General features: G+C 71.4%; 13 protein-coding genes. 6 read left to right on the top strand and 7 right to left on the bottom strand.

What is annotated here, in order from left to right; translation table 11 throughout:
- The first annotated feature begins 152 nt into the window (after positions 1 to 152).
- The 3 genes from V7E45_RS04775 (at position 153) to V7E45_RS04765 (ending at position 3,177) form a co-directional block, all read left to right on the top strand.
- Positions 153 to 1,130, top strand: a complete 978-nt coding sequence (locus V7E45_RS04775) for an N-acetylmuramoyl-L-alanine amidase (protein WP_333772798.1) — start codon at positions 153 to 155, stop codon at positions 1,128 to 1,130.
- Positions 1,131 to 1,212: 82 nt separating this feature from the next.
- Positions 1,213 to 2,049: a hypothetical protein gene (locus tag V7E45_RS04770; RefSeq protein WP_333772797.1), complete on the top strand. Its 837-nt coding sequence runs from the start codon at positions 1,213 to 1,215 to the stop codon at positions 2,047 to 2,049.
- Positions 2,050 to 2,166: 117 nt separating this feature from the next.
- Positions 2,167 to 3,177, top strand: coding sequence for an LLM class F420-dependent oxidoreductase (locus V7E45_RS04765; protein ID WP_333772796.1), 1,011 nt, complete (start codon positions 2,167 to 2,169; stop codon positions 3,175 to 3,177).
- Here V7E45_RS04765 and V7E45_RS04760 read toward each other — a convergent pair.
- Positions 3,174 to 3,740 (bottom strand): hypothetical protein, encoded by a 567-nt coding sequence (locus V7E45_RS04760; RefSeq protein ID WP_333772795.1) that lies wholly within the window; start codon positions 3,738 to 3,740, stop codon positions 3,174 to 3,176. The genes V7E45_RS04765 and V7E45_RS04760 overlap by 4 nt on opposite strands.
- Positions 3,741 to 3,878: 138 nt before the next feature.
- On the opposite strand from V7E45_RS04760, the gene V7E45_RS04755 reads away from it, so the two are divergent.
- Positions 3,879 to 4,169: a hypothetical protein gene (locus V7E45_RS04755; RefSeq protein WP_333772794.1), complete on the top strand. Its 291-nt coding sequence runs from the start codon at positions 3,879 to 3,881 to the stop codon at positions 4,167 to 4,169.
- Positions 4,170 to 4,197: 28 nt separating this feature from the next.
- Here V7E45_RS04755 and V7E45_RS04750 read toward each other — a convergent pair whose 3' ends face one another.
- The 3 genes from V7E45_RS04750 to V7E45_RS04740 are packed head-to-tail and all read right to left on the bottom strand — an operon-like array spanning position 4,198 to position 7,423.
- On the bottom strand, positions 4,198 to 5,268 hold the full coding sequence (locus V7E45_RS04750; RefSeq protein WP_333772793.1) for a prenyltransferase/squalene oxidase repeat-containing protein: 1,071 nt from the start codon (positions 5,266 to 5,268) through the stop codon (positions 4,198 to 4,200).
- Positions 5,265 to 6,017, bottom strand: a complete 753-nt coding sequence (locus tag V7E45_RS04745; RefSeq protein ID WP_333772792.1) for a class I SAM-dependent methyltransferase — start codon at positions 6,015 to 6,017, stop codon at positions 5,265 to 5,267. The genes V7E45_RS04750 and V7E45_RS04745 overlap by 4 nt, the downstream gene beginning before the upstream one ends.
- The gene (locus V7E45_RS04740) at positions 6,011 to 7,423 is read right to left on the bottom strand and encodes a glycosyltransferase family 4 protein (protein ID WP_333772791.1); all 1,413 of its coding nucleotides are present in this window, start codon (positions 7,421 to 7,423) and stop codon (positions 6,011 to 6,013) included. Before V7E45_RS04740 ends, V7E45_RS04745 begins: the two co-directional genes overlap by 7 nt.
- A gap of 220 nt (positions 7,424 to 7,643) precedes the next feature.
- On the opposite strand from V7E45_RS04740, the gene V7E45_RS04735 reads away from it, so the two are divergent.
- Both V7E45_RS04735 and V7E45_RS04730 read left to right on the top strand, forming a co-directional pair.
- A complete protein-coding gene (locus V7E45_RS04735; protein ID WP_333772790.1) occupies positions 7,644 to 8,300 on the top strand; it encodes a TetR family transcriptional regulator in 657 nt (218 codons plus the stop codon).
- A 68-nt stretch (positions 8,301 to 8,368) separates the two neighbouring features.
- On the top strand, positions 8,369 to 8,716 hold the full coding sequence (locus V7E45_RS04730) for a hypothetical protein (RefSeq protein WP_333772789.1): 348 nt from the start codon (positions 8,369 to 8,371) through the stop codon (positions 8,714 to 8,716).
- Between the two features lie 393 nt (positions 8,717 to 9,109).
- On the opposite strand, the gene V7E45_RS04725 is transcribed toward V7E45_RS04730, so the two are convergent.
- The 3 genes from V7E45_RS04725 to V7E45_RS04715 all read right to left on the bottom strand — a co-directional run bounded on the left by V7E45_RS04725 (position 9,110) and on the right by V7E45_RS04715 (position 11,383).
- On the bottom strand, positions 9,110 to 9,343 hold the full coding sequence (locus V7E45_RS04725) for a ferredoxin (RefSeq protein ID WP_333772788.1): 234 nt from the start codon (positions 9,341 to 9,343) through the stop codon (positions 9,110 to 9,112).
- Between the two features lie 2 nt (positions 9,344 to 9,345).
- Positions 9,346 to 10,797 carry an aldehyde dehydrogenase gene (locus tag V7E45_RS04720; RefSeq protein WP_333772787.1) on the bottom strand — a complete coding sequence of 484 codons (1,452 nt, stop codon included), beginning with the start codon at positions 10,795 to 10,797 and terminating at the stop codon, positions 9,346 to 9,348.
- A 328-nt stretch (positions 10,798 to 11,125) separates the two neighbouring features.
- Positions 11,126 to 11,383, bottom strand: a complete 258-nt coding sequence (locus tag V7E45_RS04715) for a hypothetical protein (RefSeq protein ID WP_333772786.1) — start codon at positions 11,381 to 11,383, stop codon at positions 11,126 to 11,128.
- Between the last annotated feature and the right edge of the window lie 532 nt (positions 11,384 to 11,915).

The raw sequence follows: 11,915 nt of genomic DNA, 5'->3' as shown, positions 1-11,915 counted from the left end.
TCGGGCCCCACCTGGCGGTGCTCGGGGTCGCCGGGTGGCTGATCGTCCGCGGTTTCCGAGGCGGCGTCCGGACGGCCGCCGTCCCCGGCCGCGCCACCCATTGGGACCTCTCGGTCATGTGAAGGCCCTGGACGGCCGCTAGGGTGGCAGGCGTGTCGTACGTAGGCCCGGACTTCGATCCCCCGCAGCCGCGCCGGCCCAGGCGCGGACCGCTGACCGTCGCGCTCGCCGCGCTGGTGCCCGGCGCGCTGCTCGGCTGGCTGGTGTACGAGGCGGTGGGCGGCTCGGGCGGCTCCTCGGGCGCCGTGAGCACCGCCTCCGCGTCCACCTCCGCCGGCTCGCCCGCCGGTTCGTCGGCACCGCCGGCCGTGTCGTCCGGCCCGGGTACGCCCACCGCCGACGCCAAGCGGCCGAGCCCGAAGCGCACCACCACCGCCCCGGCCGCGTCCGGCGCCCTGCGCGGCAAGGTGGTCGTCATCGACCCCGGCCACAACCCCGGCAACTTCCGGCACACGGCCGAGATCGGCCGCCAGGTGGACATCGGCACGAACAAGAAGGAGTGCGACACCACCGGCACGTCCACCGACGCGGGCTACTCCGAGGCCCGGTTCACCCTGGACGTCGCCCACCGCCTGCGCACGATCCTGGAACGGCAGGGCGCCACCGTGAAGTTGACGCACGACGGGGACTCCCCGCCCTGGGGTCCCTGCGTCGACGAGCGCGCCCGGATCGGCAACACGGCGCACGCGGACGCCGCCATCTCCATCCACGCCGACGGCGCGGCCGAGGGCGACCGCGGCTTCCACGTCATCCTCCCGGCGGCCGTGCACGCGGGCGCCGCCGACACCCGGCCCATCGCCGCCGCCTCGCGCGACCTGGGCGAGCGGGTGGCGGGCAAGTTCGTCCGCGTCACGGGCGAACCCCCCTCCAACTACGTGGGCGACGGTACCGGTCTCGTCACACGTCAGGACCTGGGCGGTCTCAATCTGTCAACGGTTCCCAAGGTCTTCATCGAGTGCGGCAACATGCGCGATAGCAAGGACGCGGCACTCCTCACCAGTGGCACCTGGCGGCAGAAGGCGGCGCAGGGGATCTCCGAGGGAATCGTGAGTTTCCTGCGCGAGTCGTGACGACGGGCGCAACCGGGCGGACAGGCCGATCTTGCGGACGATAGTGTCTACCGACGTCGAGACGACCTACGAAGGACCTGAAGTGAATATCCGCTCCCTCACTAGAGGCGACGGCGTGGTGATCGGAGCAGCGGTGTTGCTGTTCATCGCGTCGTTCCTCGACAACTACTCGTACGACGGGCCGCTGAACGGCCTCGACCTGCCGAACCTGTGGGCGAGCGGACCCGTCCTGCTCAGCGTCGTCCTCGCGGGGATCATCGGCGCGGCGCTGATCGTCGTCTCCCGTGCCCTGCCCGAGCCGCGCAAGGTCGTGGGTCTCGACCTCGGGCAGTTCGGTGTCGCCTTCGCGGTGTTCGCCGCGTGGAGCGCGCTGGGCAACGTCATCGACCCGGCGGGCGGCGCCAACAACTTCTCCGGCAACTCCGGCAACGGCCCGAGCGCGGGCACGGGCCTGATCATCGCGCTCATCGCCACCCTCGTCATGGCCGGTGCCGCCATCGCGACGCCCCTCGTGCCGGCCCTGCAGGCCGGTCTGGTCCCGGCTCCCAAGCCGGCCGCCCCGCAGCCCTACGGCGCCCAGCCGCCCGGTGGTTACGGTTACCCGGGCGCCCAGCCGCAGCCGGGTCAGCCGTACGGCGCGCAGCCGCAGCCGGGCCAGCCGTTCGGGCAGCAGCCGGCGCCCCAGCAGGCCGCCGCCCCGGCGCCGCAGCACGGCGGCGGGGACTTCTCGCCGTTCTGGTTCGCCGTGCCGGTCGCCCGGCCGCTGTTCGCCGAGGACGGCTCGCCGAACCCGATCGCCGAACTGGCGCCGGGCACCTGGTACCTGGCGGTCGAGCAGCGGGGTGGCTCGCTGGTGGCGCAGACGCAGGACGGCCGCCGCGGCGTGCTCCAGGACACCTCCGGGATCCAGCGCGGCTGACGTCGCGCGCCCCGCGCCGGTACTCGCGCGCACGGCCCCTCGCCCTTCCGGGCGGGGGGCCGTTGTCGTACAGTCGCCTCCCGGCACACCACTGACGGTCCGTCAGGAGGCAGACGCATGCGGCTCGGTCTCGCTCTCGGCTACTGGGGCCGCGGCCCGGACGCCGGTCATGTACCGCTGGCCCGCGAGGCGGAACGGCTCGGCTACCACTCGGTGTGGACGGCCGAGTCCTGGGGTTCGGACTGCTTCACCGCGCTGACCTGGATCGCCGCGCGGACCTCGACGATCCGGCTGGGCACGGCAGTTGCCCAGATGGCGGCCCGCACGCCGACCGCGACCGCCATGCACGCGCTCACCCTGGACCACCTCTCCGGCGGGCGGGTGCTGCTCGGGCTCGGCCTCTCCGGGCCACAGGTGGTGGAGGGCTGGTACGGCCGCCCGTTCCCGAAGTCCCCGCTGACCGCGACCCGGGAGTACGTGGACGTGGTGCGGCAGGTGCTGCGGCGCGAGGCGCCGGTGGTGTCCGGCGGCCGGTTCCACCCGCTGCCGTACCGGGGCCCGGACGGCACCGGTCTGGGCAGGCCGCTGAAGCCGATCACCCACCCGCTGCGCGGCGACCTGCCCGTGCTGCTCGGCGCGGAGGGCCCGAAGAACGTCGCGCAGACGGTCCGGATCGCCGACGGCTGGCTGCCGTTGTACTGGTCGCCGAGCCGGCCCGAGGTGTACGGGGCGGCGGTCGGGGAGCTGCCCGAGGGCTTCATGGTGGCACCGATGGCCCGGGTGAAGGTGTGCGACGACGTGGCCGAGGGCCTGCTGCCGGTGAAGGCCATGCTCGGCTTCTACATCGGCGGGATGGGGCACGCGTCCCGCAACTTCCACGCCGACCTCATGGCCCGCATGGGGTACGAGGAGCAGGCCCGGCGGATCCAGGAGCTGTTCCTGGCCGGGCGGCGGGAGGAGGCCGTGCTGGCCGTGCCGGACGCGTTCGCCGACGAGATCTCACTGGTCGGTCCGCGGCAACGGATCGCCGAACGCCTTGAGTTGTGGCGCAAGGGCCCGGTGACGGACCTGCTGGCCCTGTCACCGGACCCGCACACCCTGAGGGTGCTGGCGGAGCTGAACTCCTAGCCGGCGGACAGCTGGGACGAGGACGGCACCTGGTCCTTCACCGGGGCCCCGGCGCTCTTGCCCGCGTCCTTGACCTTGTTGATGATGTCGTCGAAGGTGCCGGCCGCGTCCGCGTCGCCGCCGCGCAGCTTGGCCGGGAGGCTCTTGAGCCCCTCGATGCCGGCGGTGAGCGGGGCGAGGGCCTTGGTCAGCGCCGGGTCGCCCTGGGCGTTGCGCTGGGCGGCCTTGAGCCGGCTGTAGACGAAGGCGCCGGCCAGACCGGCCTTCACCAGGGACACCTTGCGCCCCTTGGCGCCCTTCTTGAACTTGCCGGCCTTCCAGGGCTTCACGATCCACTGGTAGGTCGCGCCCGCCGCGAGGCCCGCGTTGGCCACGAAACGGGTCTTGGCGAACTTCTGCCGCTCGGCCGACGTGGTCGGGCTGGGCGTGGCCGCGTCGACGGCCGCGACATCCGCGGTGTCCTTCGTCCTGGTCTTCTCGCTGCTTCCGCAGGCGGTTGAGCCGGCCAGCAGTGCGCAGCACAGGGTGAGCGCCACGCACAGGCGCCGAATCGGTACGGGCACGGGGTCCTCCGGACGTGTCTCCCCGAGCGGGTGTTTCCTCCGGAAGCCTCCCCCGACGGGCAGGTATGCGCCACCCGGACGACGCCGTCGGGGTGGCCGGCCTTGTTTCACGGCCCCGGAAGCGGCAATCCGAAGGGCATGTCTGGATATCGCAACGGAGCGAATCAGGCCGGGACGGTCGTCGCCGTCGTCGCCGACATCATGGCTTTCATCCTCGGCCTGTGGATTCTGATGTACCTGCTGGACGCCAACCGGGCCAACAGCCTGGTGCAGTTCGTCCATGACGCCGCCGCCTGGCTGGCCGGCTGGTCCCACGACCTCTTCACGTTCGACGAGGCCTGGGCCCGGGTGGTCGCCGGATACGGCCTCGCCGCCGTGGTGTACCTGTTCGTGGGGCACGCCATCGCCAACCGCATGCACCGGCACTGACGTCCGGTACCCGGACCCCGGCGCTGCCCTAGCGGCAGCAGTCGGGGTCCAGGCCGGACGGCAGGTGCTCGCCGCCGAACACCGCGCAGGTGGCGTCGTGGCCGCCGAGGGCGGCGACCGCGAGCAGCAGGGAGCCCGCCGTCCAGGTCGTGAGTTCCTGCGGCCAGACGGCACCGTCGTCGAAGACGTACCCCGTCCAGTACAGGCCCGTCGCCGGGTCGCGCAGGTGCTGGATGGACTGGAGGATCTCCAGGGAGCGGTCGGACTCGCCCATCGCCCACAGGGCCAGGGCGAGTTCGCTGGACTCGCCGCCGGTCACCCACGGGTTGGGGACGACGCAGCGCACACCCAGGCCGGGCACGACGAAACGGTCCCAGTCCGCCTCGATGCGGGACTTGGCCTCCGCTCCGGTCAGCGCGCCGCCGAGGACCGGGTAGTACCAGTCCATCGAGTAGCGGTCCTTGTCCAGGAAGCGCTCGGGGTGGCGGCGGATGGCGTGGCGCAGTGCGCCGACCGCCAACTCCCAGTCCGGCTGCGGTTCTTCGCGTTCATCGGCGATGGCGAGGGCGCAGCGCAGCGCGTGGTGGACGGAGGAACTGCCCGTCAGCAGCGCGTCCGCGGTGGGTGTGCCGTCGTCGTCGCGGCGCCAGCCGATCTGGCCGCCGGGCTGCTGCAGCCGCAGCACCCATTCCATGGCCGCCTGGACGGTGGGCCACATGCGGTCCAGGAAGGTGTCGTCGCCGGTGGACAGGTAGTGGTGCCAGACGCCCACCGCTATGTAGGCGACGAAGTTGGATTCGCGCGCGCGGTCGGTGACGTCGTCGTGGGCGCCGTCGGCGTAGGCGGCGTACCAGGAGCCGTCGGGGTTCTGGTGGGTGGCGAGCCAGGTGTAGGCCCGCTCGGCCGCCTCGTGCTCGCCGGCCGCGTCCAGGGCCATGGCGGCCTCGGTGTGGTCCCACGGGTCGAGGTGGTGGCCGCGGAACCAGGGGATGGCGCCGTCCTCCCGCTGCACGGCGAGGATGCCGCGGACGGTCGCGGCGGCCTGCTCGGCGGTGAGGACCCCGGGCAGGACCAGGTGCTCTGTCCGGGGCGTCGTCACTTGGCGGCCGCCCCGTCGGTGTCGGCGAGACGGGGCAGGTGGGGCTTGGTCGCGTAGACCACGAAGCTCTTGCCGATGAGCGGGTTGAGCGCCTGTTCGGCGACCCGGGTGGCCAGCGGCTTCTTCATGATGTCCCAGACCAGCAGCTTGTGGTAGGCGCGCACGGGCAGCGCCTTGTCGTTGTCGACGCCGAACGCGCACTTCAGCCACCAGTACGGCGAGTGCAGGGCGTGCGCGTGGTGGCTGCCGTACGGCTTGAGGCCGGCCTCGCGGATCTTGCCGACCAGTTCGTCGGCCTTGTAGATGCGGATGTGACCGCCCTCGACCTCGTGGTAGGCGTCGGACAGGCTCCAGCAGACCTTCTCGGGGCCGTAGCGGGGCACGGTGACGGCGATACGGCCACCCGGCCTGAGGACGCGCACCATCTCGGCGAGCACGCCCTTGTCGTCGGGGATGTGCTCCATGACCTCGGAGATGATGACGACGTCGAAGGACTCGTCGGGGAACGGCAGAGCGAGGGCGTCGCCCTCCATCGCGGTGGCGGTCGCTCCGGCCGGGGCCTCGCCCGCCTCCGCCATGGCCGCGAACCACTTGGCGACCTCACGGATCTCCTCGGCGTTCTGGTCGAGCGCCACGACCTGCGCGCCGCGCCGGTAGCACTCGAAGGCGTGCCGGCCGGCGCCGCAGCCGAGGTCCAGGACGCGGTCTCCCGGGGCGAGCGGGAACCGGGAGAAGTCGACGGTCAGCACGTGGCCCTGCTTTCGCGGTCGGAGGTGTCGCGGTCGGAGGCGGGTGGTTCTTCGGGTACGACCGCCTGCGCGACGGGCGGGCGCGCGGGAGCGGACGGCGTGCCCGGGTGACGGGCGATGGCGTCACGGTAGCGGGCCACGGTGCCCTCGGCGGCACGGGCCCAGGTGAACCGCTCAAGGACCCGGGCCCGGCCGGCCGTTCCGAGCCTGGTGCGCAGTTGCGGGTCGCCGAGCAGCCGGCCGAGTCCGGCGGCGAGCGCGCCCGGGTCGCCGGGCGGTACGGCCAGGCAGGTCTCGCCGTCGCGGCCGGCGACCTCGGGGATGGCCCCGCCGGTGGTGGCGACCAGCGGGGTGCCGGTGGCCATGGCCTCGGCGGCGGGCAGCGAGAAGCCCTCGTAGAGCGAGGGCACGCAGGCGACCTCGGCCGAGCGGATCAGGTCGACCAGTTCGGCGTCGGAGATGCCCTTGACGAACTCGACGGCGTCTTCGAGGCCGTAGCGCTCGACGGCCTGGGCGACCGGGCCCTCGGTGGGGCGCTTGCCGACGACGACGAGGTGGGCGGCGGGGTGTTCGGTGCGCACCTTGGCGAGGGCCTCGACGAGGAAGACCAGGCCCTTGAGGGGCACGTCGGCGCTGGAGGTGGTGACGATACGGCCGGGGACCTCGGGGACGGCCGCATTCGGCGCGAACAGGTCGGTGTCGGCGCCGATGTGGACGACGTGGATGCGGTCGTCGCGGACGCCGAGGTGGTCCACGATCTCCTGGCGGGAGCTGCCGGAGACGGTGAGCACCGAGGGCAGGCGGCGGGCGACGCGCTTCTGCATGCGGGTGAAGGCGTACCAGCGGCGCACGGACAGCTTGCGCTGCCGGCCCTCGGCGGCGTCCAGCTCCAACTGCCGGTCGACGGTGATGGGGTGGTGGATGGTGGTGACCAGGGGGGCGCCGATGTCGCCGAGCAGGCCGTAGCCGAGCGTCTGGTTGTCGTGGACGACGTCGAACTCGCCCGCGCGGGCGCGCAGATGACGGCGGGCGCGCAGGGAGAACGTCAGCGGTTCGGGGAAGCCGCCGGTCCACATGGTGGCGACCTCGAGGGCGTCGATCCAGTCCCGGTACTCGTCCCGCCCGGGGGTGCGGAAGGGGTCGGGCTGGCGGTACAGGTCGAGGCTGGGCAGCTCGGTCAGGCTGAGCCCGTCGTAGCCCTCGTCGAGGACGGGGTAGGGCTGGGAGCCGATGACCTCGACGCGGTGGCCGAGGCGGGCCAGCTCGCGGGAGAGGTGCCGTACGTAGACGCCCTGGCCGCCGCAGAACGGGTTCCCTTTATAGGTGAGAAGCGCGATCTTGAGCGGTCGCTCGCCGTCTGCCGCGAGGTCCGGTCGGGGACTCGCCTGACTGGCCTCAGCGGTCACTCTGGGCCCCCTTCTCCCTGCACTGTCCCGCGAGACTACGTCGGGACGCTAATCTAGAACAAGTTCCAGACTTGATCGTTCAAGAGGCTCTGAATCTACCGGCAGGTAGGGGCCCTGTGAGCAGTGGATCAGGTGATTCACGCCACGGCACGGGCCCCCGCCGTGCAAGATGATCACATGCCCTACCGAAGCCCTCACCGACTGTCACGGAGCGGGACCCATGCCTGCGGAATCCAAGCTGGAAGCGAGTAGCGCCCGGCCCCCTTCGGCGCCGCTGACCGAGCGCCAGGCGGCCCGTCGCCGGCGGATCCTGCACGCGAGCGCGCAGCTTGCCAGCCGGGGCGGTTTCGACGCGGTGCAGATGCGCGAGGTCGCCGAGTCCTCGCAGGTGGCCCTCGGCACGCTGTACCGCTACTTCCCGTCCAAGGTGCACCTGCTGGTCGCCACCATGCAGGACCAGTTGGAGCACATGCACGGCACGCTGCGCAAGAAGCCGCCGGCGGGTGACACGGCGGCCGAGCGGGTGGCGGAGACCCTGATGCGGGCCTTCCGCGCGCTGCAGCGCGAGCCGCACCTGGCCGACGCGATGGTCCGCGCCCTGACCTTCGCCGACCGCAGCGTCTCCCCCGAGGTCGACCAGGTCTCCCGGCAGACGACGGTGATCATCCTGGACGCGATGGGCCTGGAACACCCCTCCCCCGACCAGCTGTCCGCCGTCCGGGTGATCGAGCACACCTGGCACTCGGCGCTGATCACGTGGCTCTCGGGCCGCGCCTCGATCGCCCAGGTGAAGATCGACATAGAGACGGTGTGCCGCCTGATCGACCTGACGGAGCCGGGGCCGGGGACAGGGCCTGGGGCGTGGGCGGAGCGCTGAGGGGCGGCTGTGACACGGGCGTGACGGCGGAAGCAGCGGGACGTACAGCGAGAAGCGAGGCAAATAGCATGCACCGGGAGTTCCTCGCCCCCCGCGACGAGGAGGTCCTCGATGCGATCGGCCAGTGGCCGGACACCGATGAAAGCGGTGCGCGAGTGCTTGGCTGGCACAGCGACGACGGCGCCTCCCTCGTCCTCTCCTATGACGTGCTCGGCAGATCAGTGAGAGTCCGCTGGACGAATGGCGGTGAGCTGCTGCTGGACATCTTCCGCGAGAGTGCGACGCGGCTGGCATTCACTTCTGATTCGTCGGCCATGAACGTCTCGGTCGACTTCCACATGGGCGAAAGCGCCGGCGCACTGGAGATCCAGGTGGCTCCGAGCTTCTCCGTACGCGACCGCTTGCTGTTCCGATGAGGATTCGGAAAACCGCTCCCGGCGATCCGGCTTCCTCGGGAGCCGGCACCCTGGGCGCCTCGCGCGCGGCCTCGCCCAGGAAGCGCCCGCGGCGGAATGGCTCGCGGCAGCCGGCGACGGAGAGGGGCCCCGGACACGACGGGACCTACGAGACGGGTTCCCTTCGCCGGTATGGTCCGGATCAGGTGATAGGGGTCGCCGTTCGGCCCGACTGCTGCCTTCCGGCCTCTCAGCCCTACCGAGACAGTCGGCACCGGCGGATGCGTGATGCGTCGCGCCGAAGTCGGCCGCTGCGGTCGGGCTCCCTCACTCGCCTCGTAGGCTGCTTTCAGGATAGACCCGCAGGGGCGTGACAGAACCGCCCAAATGGGACCGTTTTCCAGCACGAGGGTGCTACTCCTCGGGCGGGAACACCGGCTCCCCACCGGCCGCCAGGGTGAGCGTGATCGCCTCCACCGGGCAGCTCTCGGCCGCCGCCAGCAACTGCTCGCCCGCGTCGGCGTCCGCCTCGACCGGGTGGGACTGCCGGGCCGTGTCGAGGCGGAAGCCGTCCGGGGCGTGGTGAAGGCACTGCGCCGAGCCGATGCACAGCGACCGGTCGACCTCGATGTGCCAGCGGTCCCCCATCGCTACGCCCCCGCCGGCAGGTGGATCATCTTGTGCTCCAGGTACTCGCCGTACCCCTCGGGGCCGAACTCCCGGCCCAGGCCCGAGTTCTTGTAGCCGCCGAACGGGCCCAGCATGTCGAGGCTGAAGGTGTTGACGGAGTAGGTTCCGGTGCGCACCTGGCGGGCGATCTCGACGCCGTGCTCGACGTCGGCCGTCCAGACACTGCCGGACAGGCCGTAGTCGGAGTCGTTGGCGATCTTCACGGCCTCGGCCTCGTCGCCGTACGGGAGCAGGCAGATGACCGGGCCGAAGATCTCCTCGCGGGCGATCCGCATGGAGTTGTGGACGTCGCCGAAGAGGGTGGGCTCGACGTACCAGCCCCTGTCCAGGCCCGGCGGGCGGCCGCCACCGGTGAGGATCTTGGCGCCCTCCTCCTGGCCGATGCGGATGTAGTCGAGGTTGCGGCGCTGCTGCCGCCGGGCCACCAGCGGACCGACCTGGGTGGCCGGATCCAGCGGGTCGCCGACCTTCAGGGCGCCCGCGGCCTGCGCGAAGGCGTCCGCGAACTCGTCGTAGCGGGCGCGGGGTACGAGGATGCGGGTCTGGGCGACGCACGCCTGCCCGTTGTTCATCCAGGCCGCGGGGACGATCCCCGAGACGGCCGCCTGGAGGTCGGCGTCCGGCAGCACGACCGCCGCCGACTTGCCGCCCAGCTCCAGCGTGACCCGGGTGAGGTTGCGGGCGGCCACCTCCATCACCCGCCGCCCCGCCGCGACCGAGCCGGTGAAGGACACCTTGTCGATGCCGGGGTGGCCGACCAGGTACTCGCTGACCTCGCGGTCGGCGGGCAGGATCGACAGGACGCCGTCCGGCAGCCCGGCCTCGCGCGCGATCTCACCGAGGAGGTAAGCGTCCAGCGGGGACTCCGGGGACGGCTTGAGCACGACCGTGCAGCCGGCCAGCAGCGCGGGGGCGAGCTTGGCGGCCGCGACGAACTGGGGGACGTTCCACGGGACGACGGCGGCGACCACACCGACCGGCTCGCGCCGCACGAGGATCGGACCGAGCACGCCGTCGCGGCGCTCCTCGTGGGTGAAGCCGCGCGCGACCCGGATCGCCGCGTCCCACACCATCATCGCGCCGAGCGCCTGGGCGAGGACGCTCCAGGAGTACGGGGAGCCGTTCTCGGCGGAGATCACCCGGGCGATCTCCTCGTGCCGGGCGGCGATCCCGTCCTTGATCCGGGTGACGACCTCGATCCGCTCCGCCGTCGAGGCACGCGGCCAGCCGCCCTCGTCGAAGGCACGGCGCGCGGCGCTCACGGCCCGGTCGACGTCCTCCCGCGAGGCGTGCGGCACCCGCCCGATGACCTCCTCGGTGTGCGGCGAGACCACCTCGATGACGTCCTTGCCCACCGGGTCGGTCAACTCCCCGCCGATGAACAGCTGCCCGTGCTCCACAAGCTCGGCCATGCCCGCCCGCCTCCCACCGCACCTACAGTTTCTGACGCTGTATCAGGACTGATATCAGTTCTGGTTCAAGGAGTCCACGGACGGGACGAGAATGCCCCTGACCAGCGGTTTCCCGGTGATCAGGGGCGGGTGCGGAACGCGTGGGCCGTCAGGGGGCCGTCGGAGGCCTGCGGGCCGTGCGGTACATCTCGTCGACGACCTTCCGCGTCCGCCTCTCTCTGCTCGGCATGGGGTGGGTGTAGGTACGGAGCGTGAACCCGGCGCCGACGTGACCGAGGTCGGCGCTCAGGGCCTTGATGCCAGCGTTGATCGATTATGCGGCCGCAATTCACGGCTCCCGATCACGTCCGAAGTGTCTCCGGATTAGCAAGAACACACCTACGGCGATCAGGGCCAGCCCTGTAAAGATCAAGATCGCCCCCAGGCTGATCAGAAACGTTCCAATCAGAATTAGGAGTGCACCGATAAGGACTAGGAGCGTCCCGATGATGAAGAGAAAGATCGCGAGGACGGTCACAACTGCCCTCCTGTTCTCCCTCCCGCTCTGGCTCCTTCCCCGCTCCCTTACAAACACTCTGCTCCGCATCACCACGGCTTGCGGCCAAGACGCCGCATGGCTTGCGATACCTCGACAGGCAGCACACCCTGAGGTCGTCTGTGGGGTGCCCGAGGCCGCAAACGAGCCACAAGTATCTGCAGTGAAGCCCGCTGCGGCACAGACGGCAGAAACCGGAGCCCACGGGGGCGACGGCAGTGACGGCAGTGCTGACGCCAACGAAGACGGACGGCGGTAGCCGTCAGCAGTCGGTCATCGCTGAGGCATCAGCCACACCGCACGCGCGGCGCAGAAGTGCCCGCATCTTCCAAGCGCCTGGCCGCAGGCCCATGCAAGAGGTGCCCCCTCCCTCGCGGAGGGGCCGCTTGCTGCCCAGGGCACATGCGAACAATGCCCGGACACGTCCGACGAGCCCGGCTCAGGTTTCCGTCACCCGGTCAATCAAGCCCCAGTGCGTCTCGAAGACCCGTATCCAGGTCGCTCTGGGTGCTCTGCGCCACCTCACGGCAGAAGATGACGGCAACAGAGGCGCACGCGCCGGAACGTTGACGGTTGATGTTGT

Source organism: Streptomyces sp. IBSBF 3136, assembly GCF_036815105.1.
Classification (GTDB): domain Bacteria; phylum Actinomycetota; class Actinomycetes; order Streptomycetales; family Streptomycetaceae; genus Streptomyces.
This window is presented reverse-complemented; position numbering and strand designations above follow the sequence as displayed.